General features: G+C 42.4%; 11 protein-coding genes and 1 pseudogene. 1 reads left to right on the top strand and 11 read right to left on the bottom strand.

Annotation, left to right across the window (positions count from 1 at the left end; genetic code table 11):
* The 10 genes from asp4 to SM121_RS03050 all read right to left on the bottom strand — a co-directional run bounded on the left by asp4 (position 1) and on the right by SM121_RS03050 (position 18232).
* A complete protein-coding gene (gene asp4, locus SM121_RS03095) occupies positions 1 to 192 on the bottom strand; it encodes an accessory Sec system protein Asp4 (RefSeq protein WP_003003066.1) in 192 nt (63 codons plus the stop codon).
* Positions 185 to 1540, bottom strand: coding sequence for an accessory Sec system glycosylation chaperone GtfB (gene gtfB, locus SM121_RS03090; protein WP_155127956.1), 1356 nt, complete (start codon positions 1538 to 1540; stop codon positions 185 to 187). The genes asp4 and gtfB overlap by 8 nt, the downstream gene beginning before the upstream one ends.
* The gene (gene gtfA, locus SM121_RS03085; protein ID WP_320911131.1) at positions 1524 to 3038 is read right to left on the bottom strand and encodes an accessory Sec system glycosyltransferase GtfA; all 1515 of its coding nucleotides are present in this window, start codon (positions 3036 to 3038) and stop codon (positions 1524 to 1526) included. The genes gtfB and gtfA overlap by 17 nt, the downstream gene beginning before the upstream one ends.
* Before the next feature lie 11 nt (positions 3039 to 3049).
* The gene (gene secA2 / locus SM121_RS03080; RefSeq protein ID WP_320911309.1) at positions 3050 to 5434 is read right to left on the bottom strand and encodes an accessory Sec system translocase SecA2; all 2385 of its coding nucleotides are present in this window, start codon (positions 5432 to 5434) and stop codon (positions 3050 to 3052) included.
* A 26-nt stretch (positions 5435 to 5460) separates the two neighbouring features.
* Positions 5461 to 5931 carry an accessory Sec system protein Asp3 gene (gene asp3, locus SM121_RS03075; protein WP_003012414.1) on the bottom strand — a complete coding sequence of 157 codons (471 nt, stop codon included), beginning with the start codon at positions 5929 to 5931 and terminating at the stop codon, positions 5461 to 5463.
* Positions 5928 to 7472, bottom strand: coding sequence for an accessory Sec system protein Asp2 (gene asp2 / locus SM121_RS03070; RefSeq protein ID WP_320911130.1), 1545 nt, complete (start codon positions 7470 to 7472; stop codon positions 5928 to 5930). Before asp2 ends, asp3 begins: the two co-directional genes overlap by 4 nt.
* A gap of 1 nt (position 7473) precedes the next feature.
* Positions 7474 to 9051 carry an accessory Sec system protein Asp1 gene (gene asp1, locus SM121_RS03065; protein ID WP_320911129.1) on the bottom strand — a complete coding sequence of 526 codons (1578 nt, stop codon included), beginning with the start codon at positions 9049 to 9051 and terminating at the stop codon, positions 7474 to 7476.
* Between the two features lie 8 nt (positions 9052 to 9059).
* On the bottom strand, positions 9060 to 10274 hold the full coding sequence (secY2, locus tag SM121_RS03060; RefSeq protein WP_003012481.1) for an accessory Sec system protein translocase subunit SecY2: 1215 nt from the start codon (positions 10272 to 10274) through the stop codon (positions 9060 to 9062).
* A gap of 769 nt (positions 10275 to 11043) precedes the next feature.
* Positions 11044 to 14298 (bottom strand): LPXTG cell wall anchor domain-containing protein, encoded by a 3255-nt coding sequence (locus SM121_RS03055; RefSeq protein ID WP_320911128.1) that lies wholly within the window; start codon positions 14296 to 14298, stop codon positions 11044 to 11046.
* A gap of 331 nt (positions 14299 to 14629) precedes the next feature.
* Positions 14630 to 18232, bottom strand: coding sequence for an accessory Sec-dependent serine-rich glycoprotein adhesin (locus SM121_RS03050; protein ID WP_320911127.1), 3603 nt, complete (start codon positions 18230 to 18232; stop codon positions 14630 to 14632).
* Positions 18233 to 18452: 220 nt separating this feature from the next.
* Between SM121_RS03050 and SM121_RS03045 the strand changes: the two are divergent.
* Positions 18453 to 18665, top strand: a pseudogene (locus tag SM121_RS03045) (IS3 family transposase); the annotation flags it as partial.
* Positions 18666 to 18697: 32 nt separating this feature from the next.
* Here the strand turns inward: SM121_RS03045 and gltX are convergent.
* Complete coding sequence (gltX, locus tag SM121_RS03040; RefSeq protein WP_320911126.1) at positions 18698 to 20155, bottom strand: glutamate--tRNA ligase; 1458 nt, start codon at positions 20153 to 20155, stop codon at positions 18698 to 18700.
* Positions 20156 to 20306 lie beyond the last annotated feature (151 nt).

The raw sequence follows: 20306 nt of genomic DNA, 5'->3' as shown, positions 1-20306 counted from the left end.
TTAGGATCCTCCTAACACTCTGAAGAGGGTAAAAATAACTCCCAACAAAATCACCAAACCAATGATCACATTAAAAGTGACATTGATCTTTTCAGAACGTGTCGTCTTTTCTTTTTCGGCAGGACGGCGTTTGAGAGACTCCATCCGCCCTTCTACTTCTTTGTAAAATAAATCTTTCTTACGATCACTCACTGTGTCCACCTATCCCTTCTTGCAAGCGAGCTTTGAAAACAGCTGGCTCAACGCTACTTGATTGGGCAATTTGTTGCGCGACGGCTTCTCTGTAGTTATCCACGGATTGGTAGATTTCCTGAATACGGGCCACCATATCTGCTTCTTTTCCTTGATCAAAGATATTGGCTTGTGCGAGGAAGTGGCAGTCATGCAGGGTATGGCTAAAGGCAAGGATGACTTGCTGGTGTTCGAAGGCCTTGCGAACAATGCCTTGCACCTCTGCATAGTGGTTGATATCTAGATAAATACTAGAGACCTTAAGCAACTCTTTGATCCGCTCTTGACTGATATTTTGGTACAAGACCACATTTGGATAGCGGACCATAGACAAGAGGCTCGCAGACATCTCCGTCAAAGCTGCTACACGGAAGGTCACATTTGGCAAGTTCTCTACTAGGTAAGTCAAGGCTTCGATCTGATCCGAATTGGTCAAGACAAAGGCGTCTTTACGGATATCGTCTTTCACCTTGAAATCATACAGGTAGCCAAGGGGACCGAAATAGCTATGCTGGTCCTGCGAGGTCAACTGCAAAGCGCGATGATAGGTCGCGTTTTGCGGAATCAAGATCTTCTTGGTACGGATTTCTGGGCTCTTTAGAATCAACTGCATGTTGCCCGGAAGGCTGTCGTGAAGAGGCTCCTGCCACACCAAGACGTCGCGTCCTCTGATGCCTTTATTGCCCAGCTGGAGACTAATACTAAAGGAGGTAGCCAGCGTATTGTAGACCAAACCATCTAGATCAAAACCACGATACTCTAGATAAAAGACAAAGTAATCTAAGCGATTCTTGAAAATCCGCATGGGTTGATGGTCCAAGGTCAAGATCAAATCCCCTGTTTGGTGATTTTCTGTCAAGCGCTCGGTATCCCCTTCAAAATAAGTGGTCACCAAATGCTGACCTTGATCACCACAAGTCGTTACAGCAATCTTACGGCCGTATTGGTCATAGTGCTCAATCATGACCACTTGCCCCTTATCATCTAACCACTCTAAGCGCTCGACGATGCGTTTATAGGAAGCAGCATGGTACACAATCCGAGCCTTTTCCTGACCATAGTAGGTCACTTTCCCCGAACTGTTATCCCCAGAAACTTCCCAGAAATCAGGCACTGGAACTTCATTAAAGTAGCGTCCCCGCTTCTCCCCTTTTGCTTGTCCTAAGAAATAGATAAAGGGAGACTCGACACCGTCTGGTAAGAAACCATTTGGCTCCAAAACAACGGTCGGATGGTCAAAACCAGACTCTTTCATGGAGTGGAGCAGGTCTTGGCTTTCACGAGAATAACTATCAAATACATTCAGCATGTGTCACCTCTTCTATCAATTGCGCCCAAGCTTCTTCTACTCGGCTGGTCAAAAAGTCTTCTGCACGCGCATAAGATGCTTGACGTATGCTGGCTAGATCATCTTTTTTGTATAGCTGGATGATTTTCTCCGAAAAGGCAGCAGCGATCTGGTCGACCACTTGATCTGCTGAAGGCGGAATGAGATAGCCATTTTCCCCTTCTGTGACAAAGGTCTGGTTTCCATAAGGAACATCAAAACCGATAATCGGAAGTCCAGAACCAATCGCCTCCATCAGGGTCAACCCAAAGCCTTCACTGGTCGATGCTGACAGGTAAACCTCATAATTCTTATAAATTTCCTCTAGATTGGCATGCCCTTTGAGATGGATATAGTCTGCCGCCCCCAATTCATCAATCAGAGAGCGCAATTTGCCTTCTTCTCCACCTTTTCCATAGATGTCAAAAGATAGCTCTGGTAATTCTTTTTTGGCACGAACCACTGCTCGCACCAACCAGTCAATATGCTTTTCTGTCGCTAAACGAGAGGCAGTAATCATAGAAAATGGGGTGCGATTTTCGTTCTGTGGCAAGTTCGCAAGACTCCCAACTGGAATGGTATAGATAGCTGGCTGATGGTTGGTGTATTTGGCAAATTGCTCGGCTAAGATTTCTTTTTGGCGGTCCGTCGCGACAATAAAGAAGTCCACCTTGTCCGCATTGGTAAATTGGTACTCGTAATAGTTGTTCCACAAGATATACTGATCATCGACATTATTGGCACTGAAGTGCTCGGCATGGACGACCACCCCCAGGCGGGCTTTTTGCGCTTCTTCAAAGATAGGCTGACCAATATTGGTTTCCCGATCCAAAATCACCAGATCTTGTTTGGTCAATTGAAGGGTCTGCATGAAGTAACGGATCAATTCTTGGCGACCAACCAGGTAGCGATCTGGGAAACGATAGATTTCGCGGCCATCCGCCATCTGCATGCTGTAGGCAACCGACCCGTCTTCATTGTAAAACCGGCGTTCAATCAAGTTGGCTTGATTGTTCTTAGGAATGAAGTACTCGGTACAATAACGGGTATAGGAGAAATAATCCTTTCTCACCAAAATCCCTCTAGATACATACTCGCAACGTTCGACATAAGGACTATTTTCTGCCCGCAAGTAGCAGGTCAAAAAGTTGTCCTGGTCCTCATAAAAGAAGCGCTTGATCTTACCATTGACTTCTTCACGAGTCGGTTTTCCGGCAAATCCTGCTAAGACCTGATCAAGGGTATAAGTCGTTGGCGCAATCTTCATATCCGTAAAATGGCTATAGAGCCAGATGATTTCATCATTTTGAAAACCGATATTTTCTGTTAAATGCTGGATATTATCGGCTAGAATCATATCCATAAAGGCAAACTTAGCTGGTTGATGGATATTGCGTAACAACTGGGCACGGTAGGCCTGGGCATACTCAACACCACTGCTAGCCCAACCGATTCCAAGATTGATATTGTATACTGTCATAATGTCCTCTTTTATGGGAAATGCAAGACTATTTCCCCTTTTTTATTGATTTCTACTCGACTTAGCAGGAGATTGCGGACCATTTGTTCCTTGGCCGCCTCTTTCATTCGTTCAAAGGATTGGTAGGCTTCTTGGAAAAACTCAACTAATGGATTCTTTTGACTGGCATATTGACCAGACAGAGCAGCTCGAAGTTGCTGCAAATAATCGACCTGCTCTACCCAGTTTTCATCGATTGCTTTTAGGATGGCCATGCGCTGGAATTGGGCGATCACCTCATCGGTGCCTAAGATCTCATACTTAGCTTCTAACTCTCTTTGAGCAATTTCCCATAAGAAATTTTTCTTTGTTTTTTTAGAACGGAATGATCGATGAGTCGTCTGCGGATCCACCTGATAGCTCACATTGTCCAAAATATAACGATAAAAAGCAATGGGATCTATGTAATCTTTATTATCTGCCACTCTCATAAAGACTTCTCGGACAATTTGTTCGACAATTACATCCAAACGACCTTCTTGTTTAATCAAGCGGTTACGTTCCTTATAGATGATATCTCGCTGAATGTTCATACTTTCTGCAAATTCAAGCGTCATGCGACGACTGGCCTGACTAGAACTTTCACTTGCATTTTGAGCCCGTCCCACCAGATTCTTATATTTTCGTTTAGTCAACGGCTTAGTGGCACCAATTCGCTCCTCTACATCGTAGTCTTGGTAAGTATCCTGAATCCAATCTGGTCCCCAGTTTTTCATCAAGTCATCTTCCAGAGAAACAAAGAATTTGGTCCGTCCAGGATCTCCTTGGCGACCAGAACGACCACGAATTTGAAGGTCAATCCGCTGGTTCATCATCCGTTCGGTCCCAACAACTACTAGTCCCCCTAGTTCAGTCACTCCAGGACCCAACTTAATATCGGTCCCTCGACCAGCCATGGAGGTCGCTACAGTCACTGCTCCCATTTGACCAGATTCTGAAATAATTTGGGCCTCTCGAGCGGCATTATTAGCATTTAAGAGGTTGTGAGCTATGCCCTCCCGCAATAGAAGATTAGAATAAAGGATGGACATCTCAACTGAACCTGTAAAAACTAAGATTGGATTGCCATTTGCATGGACTTCTTTGATATATTCTAAGGATGCAAACACTTTTTCAGGCAGGGTCTGATAAATCTCATCTGGCAAGTCCTGGCGGATTTTTTTTCGGTTAGTCGGAATTTTAATGACGGACATGGCATAGGTATCGAGAAACTCTGCCTCAGCGACTTTCCCAGTCCCCGTCATTCCTCCAAGCTTACGAAACATCTTAAAGAGATTTTGGTAGGTAATGGTAGCCATGGCCCTTGTTTCTTGGGTTAGCTTGAGACCTTCTTTGGCTTCAATCGCTTGATGGAGTCCTCCTTGCAATCGTGTCATTTCCATCAATCGACCTGTTGCCTGGTCAAGTAAGACAATCTCCGGTTGCCCTTCGACATTGGGATGGATGACATAATCCTTATCCTTAATAAAGTTTTTATTGGCTTGAAGAGCTAAGCTGATATGGCGGACCATATCATGATATTGGGGATTATAGAGGTTGGGAATAGCAAGAAAGCTTTCTGCTGCATGAGCTCCCTTTCGAGTCAACCAAACCCGTTTCTTTTCTTCATCAAACTTGAAGTCTTCCCCCTCTTTGAAGGTTTGGATCAGGGTATTAATAATCCCATATAGGTTGGATTGAACCCGAGGAGAACCAGAAATAATCAAGGGAGTCTGAGCACTATCTAGAAGCACTGAATCAATCTCATCGACAATGGCATAATTGAAGTTTGCCAAAAATTGGCCATCTGTTGAAGCTGTCAAGTTCTCTGTTAAATAGTCAAAGCCCAGACTGGTATTGGTCGTATAAATGACATCTGACCGGTAAATCTCCCGTTTGACTTCTGGATCTAATTCTTCGTCTTCAGACTGTTTCAAAGGAACTCCAACGGTCAATCCCAAAAAGCGGTAGACCTGTCCCATTTCTTCCGCATCTCGGGTTGCCAGATAGGTATTGGTCGTAATGACCATGACCCCTTTTCCTTCTAAGGCATTGAGATAAACAGGCATGGTCGCTGTTAAGGTCTTTCCTTCACCGGTATTCATTTCAGCGACATTGCCTTGGTGGAGGACAATCCCTCCCATGACTTGCACGTCATAAGGAAACATGCCCAAAACCCGTTTATCAGCTTCACGCGCAACGGCAAATGCTTCCGGTAATAAATCATCCAAGGTCTCGCCCTGAGCTAGACGTTCCCGAAATTCTACAGTCTTCTCCTGTAGCTGATGATCCGTCAAGCGGGTCATATGATCTTTCCAGCTATTCACTTCCTTCAAGATCTTTTTAATTTTTCTTAATGTAAAATAATCCAATGTGATCCTCTTTTACTAGCAGTCTGGCTCGTCTATGCGAGAACCTCTGCTCCCTCAGACGATATTGGTTGAATCGTGAAATAATGAAAAACAAATTCTTGCATGCCGGCACTAAGGAGACGCACTTCGTAGGCGTAGGCATTCTCTGGATAAACAAAAGCCAAGCTTCCATCTGATGTTACCTGACGTTTGACAGGCACACCAAAACGGTCCAGAAAGACAATTTCCACCATCACTGTATGGGAAGGTGTGGAAGTCATGCTCACATCTAATACATAAGATTGACCTCGTTTTAAGAGCGGAAGACTAGGAGCCCAACGATTGGCGCTGAAATTGCTCATTGATTTCCAGGTCTTTAAAATTTGACCAGAAGGCATCAAGGGGTTTTTAAAAACAACCTTATCCCTCGCAAAACCTTGGATAAGCGAGCCCCATAGATAGTCTGCTGAAGGCAAGGGCCCCCAATAGTGCCGTCTGGCTTCTTGTTGTTTAATAGTTATCATTCGATCCTTCCAAAATCTCTTTCCATGATTTCTTTATATTGGGTTAAAAACCATTCAACAATCGGTGCACTGGCATCATTGTGTCGACCAGGTCGACTAGAACTAATAATCCGCACAGGATGATCATAGAGGGCTTCTAAAATTTTCGGATAGGCCAGTTGATCATAGTCATCATCTCTCATATAGGCCATGGCCAGAATAGTATCCTTCAAATCCGCTTGATTGAAACGATCCCAAAACCGTTGATTCAATAGATCAATACCCTCCCTTGAGACTTGTCCGACAAGCAACTGCATCATATCTAAGGATGTCCCAAACTCATCGGGACGTTTGAATTTCAAATTAGCTGCCACATCCCCAAGATTAACAATCGGTTTCCCAACTAAAATAGCATGAGGCGAGTAGGAGGAGCCATAGTACAAAGCTCCAAAGGTCCCCATAGAAAGTCCAGAAAAGTTCATCTCTTTAGGACCAAACCCTAGCCAGTCTAGATACTGATCAATGTAAGCAACAATCTGATCTTCTAGCTCTTGAGAGCCCATATAGAAGGAGCCACCCTCTAAGCGCGGATCTGAAAAGAGGATAAAGGGACTTCCCATTCTTCGCATCATGACAAATCCTTCAAATCCTTCAGCCGGACGATACCCTGAAAAATAAATATTCAAAGGCGGTTTCATATCTCCAGGATGGAAGTAAGCAAAGATTTCCTGACGCTTGCTATCCCGAAGTGTCTGGGCCCCAACGGTCATTTCCCCAAAAGGACCATGAGAATAACGTTTGTGTAAGGCCCCAATCTTCAACTCCCCTTCTCCTTTTGCTTCCAGACAAAAGGCTAGATAATATCGCTCAAATTCATCTAGCAAGATTGGCTCTTTTAGGTCATCCTCAGAGTAGATAATCTCTTTCACGAGATCACCAATAGCGCCACTTTGGAAAAATTGAATACGCAATTGAAGTTGACAAGAGGGCTCTTTTTCATACTCTAACCATATATTAACGGGAGTAGTCCCATCGTAAACATAATTATAAATCCATTGAGCCAAGGGAGTAAAGTCCTTCCCGAAAGATCCCGTCAGCTGCAAGAGATGTTTTCCTAAAACTGTCTGCGAGCCTGAAAAATCAGGACGAATGCGGATATCGTAAGCCGTAAAAGCATCCCCATACTGACCATCATAAAGGAAACGAGTGACTTGATAGAGAAAATGGGCTTTGTCTGAAAAATCCCAAGCCCTAACCTGCTTCAACCGAAGCAATTCCTTCACTTCTTCCGGATAGGTTTCTTGTTGGAACTGATGATTGTAAAAAATGGTATAGGGTTGGAAAAAGTCCATCTGATCTTTTAAGCCCAACAAATCTTCAGGTCGATCTATTAGTAAGGCTTTGAATTTTTGGATTTCCTGCTCTTCCATATACTCTTTTAGAGAGGGCAAATCCTGGCATGAAAAATAGTGCCAACCCATTTCTTCTGGAATCTCTACTTGTTCCAGCCAATTTTCTAAACCAATTTGAAGAATATGACTTGTTTTCGACTGTTTGTCCATACTATTCTTTCATCCATCCTTCCCACTTGGCTATCAAACGCGGGCCCGTATACTCTTGTATTTTATCGACAGAGTATACTAGGGCTTCGTTCCATGGTTTCAAGGCTGTTAAGAAGTACTTCAAAGCCTTCTCTAATTCTCCTTCTTTGGATATGATATAGCCGTTCTTTAGATGATCGACAAATTCTGTCTTGGTTCGATTCACCTGAGGAATCCCCGCTGAGATTCCCGCAATTTGTGTATAAAGATTCGGTTCATCATTAAGGTCTACAATCAAGCGGGTCTGTTCCAACTCCTTGATAATATCATTCTCATGAAAGAAGTTCTTTACCGTATAACGATATTCTGGCACTTCTACAGCTAACTCATCATCCTGAATCTTATTCTCCCCAAGTTCTTGATCTGTGACTGTTAGCTGCACCGAAGCTAAGGCAATCTCTTCTTCTATCAATTGTTTTAATTGACTTCTTAAGGTAAGCAAATGATTTTCAGATGTACTGTAAAAGGCAAAAACAAGCTCAAACAAGGGGTTCTCAGCCAAGATTTCCAGCAAGTTCTTTAGTAGCTTTTTCGATAGGAAACCGTCTTCCCCCACATAGAAAAAGATTTTTGATTCTTTGCGTTCCTGACTATTCCCTAATCGTAAGCGAGAGTCAAAAGAGGTCACTCGATGGACTTTAGACTGCAAGGTTGGAGAAAAGCCAAGAATGGCTTCTTTTGTTTTTTCACTATCTGTGACAATCAACTGAACATCCTTTAAACAAAAATAAAGTAGGGAATCATATAGAGACAAGGGCTGGCGTTTCCCATAAAAAGACAGAACTTTTTTAACTCCAAATCCTAATTCTTGCAAGAAGGGTAAATTGGCCGGATGGGCTGCAAAAACTGCTTGATCTTGCTGAGGTATGATGGTCCCAAGCAGGAACTTCATTTTCTCCATGATGACTTCTTTGATTTCCGAGTAGACTCCTTTCTTAAACAAGGATTGAACGTGCTCATTCACAAATACCGAATGATTATCTTCCGTCAGCATTTCACGTAGAACCCAAGTTCCGTCAACACTGAGATACTCTTGGAAATAGGGATGCCCACTTTTATAGTAAATGACACTAGAAAGAAAGCCTCGATCATCTAAATATTCAATAAAGGCAATCTCTCCATCCTTGAGGCGAGTAATAGAGAGGATATTCCCATCTACACCCATGTCGATTTTTGCAATCATCTCCCCTCGACGAAAAGCCACTACCTGAAAAGGTGTGTAGGCAAAAGTGGTCTCTGAAGGCCACTCCAAATCCTCAATCTGCACAGGCATCATTTCCTGATCTGGAGAGACCCCCTGCAAGTGATCAAAGACAGAGAGATAGTCTGTTTCTAGCAAATCTTGACGGTGTAAAAAATAGCGTAGTTGGGGAGCATAATGCGGAATCAGCAACTTCCGATCAATCCCTGCATCTTGGAAGACACGAACCTGGTTAATGGTGTCATCAAACTCGATTGAATCCTTCGTCCAGTACCAAGGGATGGTGGTGCTATGCCAGGTCCGTTCTGACCCGTACCAAGCTGGTATAAAGTAATACATGATAACTCCTAGAATAGTCTTGTATATCGTTGATTTACTTGGAGAGCATGAATCTCTTCCCGGATGTTGTATACCATTCCGACAAACATAAGGAAGGTTCCTGGAATCATTGTTAGGCGCAATAAATCCTTATCCCATAGTAAAACTGAAAACGGTAGGGCAGTAAAAAGAATGAGATAGAAGGTCCCAAAAACAGTCAAGCGTAACACAATCCCATTAATAAATTTTCGAGTATCTGGACCAGGATAAACCGAATCGATATACTCTGAACTTTTCATCATTTTTTCAGCAATTTCCTCTCCATTGACATTGACAAAAGAAAATGCAAAGGACAAGAGGGCAATCATAAATATGTAGAGGAGGATCCAGACAGGCTCACCCATCACCAATTCTTTTGCAAACTTAGCAGCCCATTTAGCATTTGAATCCATTGAGAGAACCAGCAACAGCACATACTGTGGAATCGATACTAAGGTCATGGCATACATAAACGGCATCCCTCCAGCTGGGTTTAGCTTGATATCTAAAAAAGAATAACTTTTTAGGTTGTTGTGAATTCCAAGTTTATTGACTGGAATGCGATAACGAGCATACTCGATCAAGACGGCTGTATAAACAAAGGCTAAGATGAGAAAGAGACCAATTGCATACCAATAAGTTGGAATATCCATTTTAGATAAGGTCCGCATAATATCTTCTGGCAAATACATCACCATTCCAGCCATCATGATGACGACTGAATTTCCCAAGCCGAGTGCGGCATTTAAATCTGAGAGCCAGACTAAAAAGAAGGTGCCTGCGATCATAATCATCGTGTTGACAGCAATCACAAGAGCTGAATTTAGACTGGTTTGCAGAGGTAAATACATGGAAACTGCCAAGGCTTGTACTAAGGCGAGTAGCAAGGTTAGATACATTTTTCGTCGACCGACAATATCTGCACTGGTCTTTTCGAGATTAAAGCGCTTGGATACGGTAAACACCCGCCACAATATCATGGAAGACATCCACGGAGAAAGGCCAATTGAAAAAATCGACATTCCTCGTAAATTTCCTCCCATAATGGCACTGGATAATTGCAGGCCCGTCGCAGTCGTTTCATTCACATTAAGCACTCGCGACAAATCAACAAACGGCAATGCAATTTTACTACCAAACACATAAATAAAGACGAATAAAATCGTCCAACAAAATCGTTTCCCAACTTCTGATCGTTTTATCATGTTAATTTCAATAATTTTTCTTTCTCCGGACTTGCAGAATTAGATCTGACGAACTTAATTTTAGCTCATTGGTAAACTAACTATTTCAAATTAAGAATAACGTATATTTAGTTTGCTGAAATATTAGACGATAATGTTTCTTTCACTACCTGATTATCTTCTTCCAAGCTAGAAACCACAAATACTTAGCCTTTCTCGTTGATAAAGGTCACTAGCTTTGCTTGAAGACTCTCTAACTTATGAACTAGATGAGCATCCCATTCTAAAATGGAGATTGAACAAATACAATATCCTCAAAAGAGACCCCGCTAGGATGCCATCCATACGAGAATTCAGATCTCTCCATGGTTCATTCGTCTGATCATAAAAGTAGATGTCAAGCTCATTAACTCCAAACTATCGGACAATTTTTATAATATCGTTCTGGGCCATTAAAGCAATACTTTTGGAAGATTAACCGAAAAGATTTGTAAAATGGATTTTTATCTCTAGCCCCTTCTTTTTCTTCTACTTGTTTATTAAAAGTTATTGCAATTGAACCATTAGTCGATTTGCTAACTTAATAAGTTTCAGACCACTTGTTGGTCACCTTTACACAGAATTCCGAACGAGTTCATCCTCATTCATTATAACATATTCTCTATCTGATTTCGTATTTCGCATCCTCTCACTGGAGCTAACTCCTCCATTAAAAACCAGCAAAACTATGTTAGGTTTTGCTGGAACTTGGCAACGTGAAATGACATCATTTCCTCATTTATTTCTAGGGTTATTTTTCTTCTTTTTTCCGATGACCCAATGAAGTTAAACCTGCAAAGAGAGTGGTTAGCCCTGCAAGGTAAAGACCTTTTGAAGGACTCACTCCAGTCTCTGGAAGTGTTACTTTTGATTGACTGTCCTTTTGCGAAGAGAGCATAGACTCCGATGAGATCAAGGAAGTTGATGGATCTGTGAATTCTTTTTGAGAAGGCAAAGCACTTATTGATGCTAACCCACTTGTTGAGATTGAATGCGAAGATAGGCTTGATTGTGAACGACTTTCAGACAATGAAATAGTGACCGTTTGTGAAATCAAAACCGATTCAGATAAAGATTCGGAAGCGGACTCACTGAGTGAAGTAGATGCTGCTTCTGACTCTGAGGCGCTCACGGATTGGGTTTCTGACACAGACTCTGAAGATGACTCACTCAAGGAAGTTGACGCTGCTTCTGATTCTGATGTGCTTACTGATTGGGTTTCTGACACAGATTCTGAAACAGACTCACTCAAGGAAGTTGACGCTGCTTCTGACTCTGATGAACTCACTGACTGGGTTTCTGATACAGATTCTGAAACAGACTCATTCAGTGAAGTTGACGCTTCTTCTGACCCTGATGAACTCACTGACTGGGTTTCTGATACAGAACCTGAAACAGACTCACTCAAGGAGATAGAGGCTGCTTCTGACTCTGATGCACTCACGGATTGGGTTTCTGATACAGAACCTGAAACAGACTCACTCAAGGAAGTTGACGCTGCTTCTGACTCTGATGAACTCACTGACTGGGTTTCTGATACAGATTCTGAAACAGACTCATTCAGTGAAGTTGACGCTTCTTCTGACCCTGATGAACTCACTGACTGGGTTTCTGATACAGATTCTGAAACAGACTCACTCAGTGAAGTTGACGTCTCTTCTGATTCTGAAGTGCTCACGGATTGAGTTTCTGATACAGAACCTGAAACAGACTCACTCAAGGAAGTTGATGTCTCTTCTGACTCTGAGGTGCTTACTGATTGGGTTTCTGATATAGATTCTGAAACAGACTCACTCAAGGAAGTTGATGCCTCTTCTGACTCTGAAGTGCTTACTGATTGGGTTTCTGATACAGATTCTGAAACAGACTCACTCAGTGAAGTTGACGTTTCTTCTGACTCTGAGGTGCTTACTGATTGGGTTTCTGACACAGACTCTGAAGATGACTCACTCAAGGAAATAGAGCTTTCTTCTGACCCTGATGCACTCACGGATTGGAATTCTGATACAGAACCTGAAGCGGACTCACTCAGTGAAGTTGACGTTTCTTCTGACTCTGATGCACTCACCGATTGGGTTTCTGATACAGATTCTGAAATAGACTCACTCAAGGAAGTTGATGCCTCTTCTGACTCTGAAGTGCTTACTGATTGGGTTTCTGATACAGATTCTGAAACAGACTCACTCAGTGAAGTTGACGTTTCTTCTGACTCTGATGCACTCACGGATTGGAATTCTGATACAGAACCTTGAGCGGACTCACTGAGTGAAGTTGACGTTTCTTCTGACTCTGATGCACTCACGGATTGGAATTCTGATACAGAACCTGAAGCGGACTCACTGAGTGAGGCAGAGGCTGCTTCTGACCCTGACGCACTCACTGATTGGAATTCTGATACAGATTCTGAAGCGGACTCACTGAGTGAAGTTGACGTTTCTTCTGATTCTGAAGTGCTTACTGATTGGGTTTCTGACACAGACTCTGAAGATGACTCACTCAAGGAAATAGAGCTTTCTTCTGACTCTGATACACTCACTGATTGGAATTCTGAAACGGACTCTGAAAGCGATGAGGAGGCCTCTTCTGAAAAAGAGATTGATTCTTCTTCTGATTCGCTGATAGATACTGAATTAGAAAGACCGACACTTGCAGAGATAGCACTCGAGTTAGACAGTGAATCACTGAATCCCTCAGACAAACTCTTCAACTCAGATATTTCCTTTGACTCAGACCCCAATCTAGATGTACTTTCAACCTCTGACAGACTTGAAGAAACACTCAAAGAAAGTGAGCGAATTCGTGGATCTTCTGTCAAAGGAACAGTTACAGTATTTGTCGTATTATCTTTGAAAACAACTGTAACTTCTCCAGTTGCTGAAACTGAGTAGGACTTAAAATCCTTAGAAGATATGAGACGGGGATTCACAGCCTTAAACTTTTCCCACACTTGTTCTTTTTCTGCATCAGTCAATTGAGAGAGATCAGATACTTGCGTGTTTGACTTCACTGCAACAATTGGATTTCGAATCCCGTCATTTTGTGGCAATACTTTAATTCGGAAAGAACGGTCTATAAACTGGTTGTGAGCGTTGGTAAAACGAACTGTAATCGTATATGTTTTCCCGGGTTCCACAACCTCTGTATCTCCCACTTTCCCCTCAATCAGCATGGGAGCAAAGGGGGTTTTCAAAGTCGCATTCGGCACCAAGACACCATCTACCCGCTCACTATTTGGAGCATAACCCATAAAAGTTAGGATAACACCACCATTTCGCTCTCGGACAATATACTGGAGTCTCACTGGATCTGAATTATAGGCAGTGATGAGATGGTTATTTTCAGGTCCACTCATAACGAATGGGGCTCGCAACATTTGATCAGAGCCTATTGCATTCCCATTTCGAGGATCACGTTTTCCTGAAGTGGTACGTAGGACAAGATTGATCAGTCGGTTTCGGGCTGTCTTAGCTTGGTCAACTACTTGGTTTCCCTCAGCTGAAGGATTTGCTAATTGATGACGAATAGCATCCAAGGCCTGCTTCCCAAGGAACACAGTCTCCTTTCCATCTTCTAGAGCTTTAGCTTGGTCAATATACCTATAAATATCCTGTGCTAACTTATAGAGTCGTTCCTCTTGCTGATCCAATTGGATAAAAGAAGGTTCCGTTAAAACCAGTTCTGATAAAGAGGTTGAATTTATTGAAGTAGAAGCTTCTGAACTATCCATTGAAGTAATCTCAGAAACAGGGGTTCCTACTGATGAAGAGAAGCTTTCTTGACTTGTCAAGGAGTTGATTTTTTCACTAGTTAATGAATTGCCAGCAATCCCTATAACTAAGCTATCTTTTCCAATTAGACCTATTTCTGAATCCAACTCTGAGCCAAAGCTTTGTTTGTCTTCTTGATCCGCAAAAGTAGGTTGAGCAAGCGATACCGCTCCAAGCAGTGCACCTGTTGCAATCAGCCCCCTCGTGAGAGCCAATTGACTTGATCTGGAAAAGGACAAGGGCGGAGCTCCTTCTTTCCCTCTCCGTTGGAAGAAAGTAATATTTGAGCACGCAACACGCATCCAGTTTTTCCCAGTTTTGACTAATTTAAATCGTGTAATCCGCTCTCCCTTCCAAGACTTTCCATTCATCCTCTTAAATAACACATTTTTCTCCCTAAAAATTATTCTCTTTTGATTATACAGGATTATTGATCATTTTCAATATATTTGACTATTCTTTCATACTTAGTTTTCACTAGAAAAAAGCAAATCTCTTTCGAGACTTGCTTTCACTTATTTTTAAATCCTAAGTTCATCTATATGACAGCAATGGAATGAGTTTGATAGATTAATTCTCATCCTTTTTCTTACGACGACCCAAGGCAGCAATACCTGCAAGAAGCGCAGATGCTCCTGCTGCAAACATACCTGTTGACGTTGCTGTTCCTGTTTCTGGAAGAATTCCTTCTGACCCTCTATATTTTTGGGAAGAGCTTGACGATTCAGATTGTGATCTAGTCTGACTCATTGACCCTAAATAAGAAGCTGACGTACTTGTTGACGTCGTTGTCGATTCAGAACTTGATGCACTTACTGAAGTCGTTGTCGATCTTGACACAGACTCTGAAACCGATTCGCTCAAGGAGCTAGATGTTTCTTCAGACTCTGATGTGCTCATGGATTGAGTTTCTGACACAGATTCTGAAACAGACTCACTGAGTGAAGTTGACGCTTCTTCTGATTCTGAAGTGCTTACGGATTGAGTTTCTGACACAGACTCTGAAACCGATTCGCTCAAGGAGCTAGATGTTTCTTCAGACTCTGATGTGCTCATGGATTGAGTTTCTGACACAGATTCTGAAACAGACTCACTCAAGGAAGTTGACGCTTCTTCTGATTCTGAAGTGCTTACGGATTGAGTTTCTGACACAGATTCTGAAACAGACTCACTCAAGGAAGTTGACGCTTCTTCTGATTCTGAAGTGCTTACGGATTGAGTTTCTGACACAGACTCTGAAACAGACTCACTCAAGGAAGTTGACGCTTCTTCTGATTCTGAAGTGCTTACGGATTGAGTTTCTGACACAGACTCTGAAACCGATTCGCTCAAGGAGCTAGATGTTTCTTCAGACTCTGATGTGCTCATGGATTGAGTTTCTGACACAGATTCTGAAACAGACTCACTCAAGGAGCTAGATGTTTCTTCAGACTCTGATGTGCTCATGGATTGAGTTTCTGACACAGATTCTGAAACAGACTCACTGAGTGAAGTTGACGCTTCTTCTGACTCTGAGGTGCTTACTGATTGGGTTTCTGACACAGATTCTGAAACAGACTCACTGAGTGAAGTAGATGTTTCTTCAGACTCTGATGTGCTCATGGATTGAGTTTCTGACACAGATTCTGAAACAGACTCACTCAAGGAAGTTGACGCTTCTTCTGATTCTGAAGTGCTTACGGATTGAGTTTCTGACACAGACTCTGAAACCGATTCGCTCAAGGAGCTAGATGTTTCTTCAGACTCTGATGTGCTCATGGATTGAGTTTCTGATACAGATTCTGAAGCGGACACACTTGTTGACTCAGATGCTGAAACTGATTCTGATTCCAACACACTGGTTGACTCAGACTCTGAGACTGAAACTGATTCTGATTCCAACACACTGGTTGACTCAGACTCTGAGACTGAAACTGATTCTGATTCCAACACACTGGTTGACTCAGACTCTGAGACTGAAACTGATTCTGATTCCAACACACTGGTTGACTCAGACTCTGAGACTGAAACTGATTCTGATTCCAACACACTGGTTGACTCAGACTCTGAGACTGAAACTGATTCTGATTCCAACACACTGGTTGACTCAGATGCTGAAACTGATTCTGATTCTGATTCCAACACACTGGTTGACTCAGACTCTGAGACTGAAACTGATTCTGATTCCAACACACTGGTTGACTCAGACTCTGAGACTGAAACTGATTCTGATTCCAACACACTGGTTGACTCAGACTCTGAGACTGAAACTGATTCTGATTCCAACACACTGGTTGACTCAGACTCTGAGACTGAAACTGATTCTGATTCCAACACACTGGTTGACTCAGATGCTGAAACTGAAACTGATTCTGATTCCAACACACTGGTTGACTCAGACTCTGAGACTGAAACTGATTCTGATTCCAACACACTGGTTGACTCAGACTCTGAGACTGAAACTGATTCTGATTCCAACATACTGGTTGACTCAGACTCTGAGACTGAAACTGATTCTGATTCCAACACACTGGTTGACTCAGATGCTGAAACTGATTCTGATTCTGATTCCAACACACTGGTTGACTCAGACTCTGAGACTGAAACTGATTCTGATTCCAACACACTGGTTGACTCAGACTCTGAGACTGAAACTGATTCTGATTCCAACACACTGGTTGACTCAGACTCTGAGACTGAAACTGATTCTGATTCCAACACACTGGTTGACTCAGACTCTGAGACTGAAACTGATTCTGATTCCAACACACTGGTTGACTCAGATGCTGAAACTGAAACTGATTCTGATTCCAACACACTGGTTGACTCAGACTCTGAGACTGAAACTGACACCAACACACTGGTTGACTCAGATGCTGACTGAAACTGATTCTGATTCCAACACACTGTTGACTCAGACTCTGAGACTGAAACTGATTCTGATTCCAACACACTGGTTGACTCAGACTCTGAGACTGAAACTGATTCTGATTCCAACACACTGGTTGACTCAGACTCTGAGACTGAAACTGATTCTGATTCCAACACACTGGTTGACTCAGACTCTGAGACTGAAACTGATTCTGATTCCAACACACTGGTTGACTCAGATGCTGAAACTGAAACTGATTCTGATTCCAACACACTGGTTGACTCAGACTCTGAGACTGAAACTGATTCCGATACACTTGTTGACTCAGATGTTGAAACTGATTCCGATACACTTGTTGACTCAGATGTCGAAACTGATTCCGATACGCTTGTTGACTCAGATGTCGAAACTGATTCTGATTCGCTTGTTGACTCAGATACTGAAACTGATTCTGATTCGCTTGTTGACTCAGACGCTGAGACTGATTCGGACGTGCTTGTTGACTCAGACGCTGAAACTGATTCTGATTCGCTTGTTGACTCAGACGCTGAGACTGATTCGGACGTGCTTGTTGACTCAGACGCTGAAACTGATTCTGATTCGCTTGTTGACTCAGATGTCGAAACTGATTCCGATTCGCTTGTTGACTCAGATACTGAAACTGAAACCGACTCACTCAAAGATGTAGAAGCCTCTTCCGACTCTGAGGTGCTCACGGATTGGGATTCTGAAACGGACTCTGAGGCGGACTCACTGAGTGAAGTCGATGCTTCTTCTGATTCTGAGGCGCTCATAGATTGGGAGTCAGATACTGAAACCGACTCACTCAAAGATGTAGAAGCCTCTTCCGACTCTGAGGTGCTCACGGATTGGGATTCTGAAACGGACTCTGAGGCGGACTCACTGAGTGAAGTTGATGCTTCTTCTGATTCTGAGGCGCTCATAGATTGGGAGTCAGATACTGAAATCGTCCCAAGAACTACGCTATCTGCTTCAGCAAGAGCATCTTTGCCGAGTTCAGATGTTGTTGCCGTTTTAGCATCTGCTTCATCAGCTTGTGCTGCTGTCGTCACTACTGCACCCCCAAGAATAGCACCAGTTGCTAAGATCCCCTTCAACAAAGTCCGACTTGGAGTTGCTGTCACTGTCGTTTCCTCAGAGACTTCTGCTACAACCAGTTCTTCAACCTGACCACGGACAACTTTAAAAAAGCCCAAATTGGAAGTTGCTGCACGAAGCCAATTTTTCCCGGATTTGATTAATTTAAATCGAGTCACACGATCGGTTTCACGAAATGACCCATTAGAACGTTTAAAAAACATTTGTTCTCCTTATTATTCAGTTTAACATTAACATTATACATCATTGCACCCTAGTTTTAAAATAATTTAATTTTAAAAATTCGAATTTATTAGTCAATTAGTTTTCATCTTTGATAAGATTTATATTGATATTCTTATACTTGATGATTTTTCCATTAAAAAGATAAAATGAAACACCTGCTTGAACTACACTGTAAAAGTTAATTAATATGTCTCATGTAACTGCATGATTAGATCTTTCTTTGGTATTTTGAAATCAGAAATGTTTTATAACTATGAAAAGACAGTCTATTACCTTAACCACTTGGTAAAAGCCGTTATGGGCTTTATTGGCTATTACGACAAAAAACAAATTAAGGTCAAGCTAAAAGGACTTAGTCCTGTACAACACAGAACTAAATCCTTTCCTAAAATTATTTGTCTAACTGTTTGAGCTCAGTACATTATTATGGAATTTTCTGATAATTATCTGATTTTTTCCAACATACTTTCAATATGTTGGATGGATTTTTCGCGTCCAAGCAAGTAGATGGTATCTGGCAATTCAGGACCATGCATTTCACCTGAAACGGCAATACGGATTGGCATAAAGAGGTTCTTACCTTTGATACCAGTTTCTTTTTGAACCGCTTTGATTTGTGGGAAGATATTTTCAGCCACAAACTCATCGTCTGACATGGCTTCAAGTTTTGCCTTGAAGGCTTCAAGAACAGTTGGAACGGTTTCACCAGCCATGACTTCTCGCTCAGCTTCCGTCAATTCTGGGAAGTCTGAGAAGAAGAGGTCCGTCAATGGAACGATTTCATCCACTGACTTCATTTGTGGTTTGTAGAGTTCCACCAATTTCTCAGCCTTGTCTGTCAAACGTCCTGCTGCTTCGAGGAATGGTTTTGCCAATTCAAAAATGGTCTCAAGATCTGCATTCTTGATATACTCATTGCTCATCCAGTCCATTTTCTTTTGGTCGAAGGCTGCTGGAGACTTGCTGAGACGGTTTTCATCAAAGAGTTTAATCAGTTCTTCGCGAGAGAAGATTTCGTCTTCCCCACCAGGGTTCCAACCAAGAAGAGCGATAAAGTTAAAGACTGCTTCTGGAAGGTAGCCTTTCTTCTGGTAATCTTCGATAAATTGAAGGGTGTTAGTATCACGTTTAGATAACTTCTTACCAGTTTCAGAATTGATGATAAGTGTCATGTGACCAAACTCAGGTGCTTCCCAACCAAGCGCTTCATAGACCATGAGCTGTTTTGGTGTGTTGGCAATGTGGTCATCTCCACGGATAACGTGAGAAATTTGCATATCGTGGTCATCAATGACAACGGCAAAGTTGTAAGTTGGGTAGCCATCTTTCTTTTGGATAACCCAGTCTCCACCGATATTGCCACCTTCAAATTCGATATCACCTTTGACCATATCATGCCATTTATAGATACCAGATTCATTAACTGCCAAACGAACAGTTGGGATAATACCTGCGGCTTCACGTTCTGCAACATAAGCTGCTTTTTCTTCCTCGCTCATACCAAGGTATTCGTTGATGTAGCGAGGTGTTTCACCTGCTGCTTCTTGGCGTTCACGTTCCGCTGCCAATTCTTCTTCTGTAACGTAAGATTTGTAGGCTTTTCCTTCAGCCAAGAGTTGGTCAATGTATGTTTGATAGAGTTCCAAACGTTCAGACTGGCGGTAATTTTCATGAGTCTCTGGACTTTCATCCCAGTCCATGCCCAACCAACGAAGGTTTTCAAGCTGGGAACGTTCTCCGTCTTCGACATGACGCTTGCGGTCAGTATCTTCGATACGGATAATAAAAGTTCCACCATGGTGGCGTGCATACAAGTAGTTAAACAATGCTGTACGGGCATTTCCGATGTGTAGTAGTCCTGTTGGACTTGGTGCATAACGCACACGAATATCTTTTGCCATATTTCTCTCCTCTTATCTTGTTCGCTATTTCTAGCTCATTTTTCAATCGTTCCTATTATACCACAAAGAGAGCAGGACTGAAATGAATAAGTGACCTTTCTAGTTTTTCTTCCTATATACATGAAAAAAGCCAGAACAAATGCTCTGACTG

Origin of the sequence: Streptococcus sp. S1 (assembly GCF_034137685.1) — a bacterium.
Classification (GTDB): Bacteria; Bacillota; Bacilli; order Lactobacillales; family Streptococcaceae; genus Streptococcus; species Streptococcus dentalis.
This window is presented reverse-complemented; position numbering and strand designations above follow the sequence as displayed.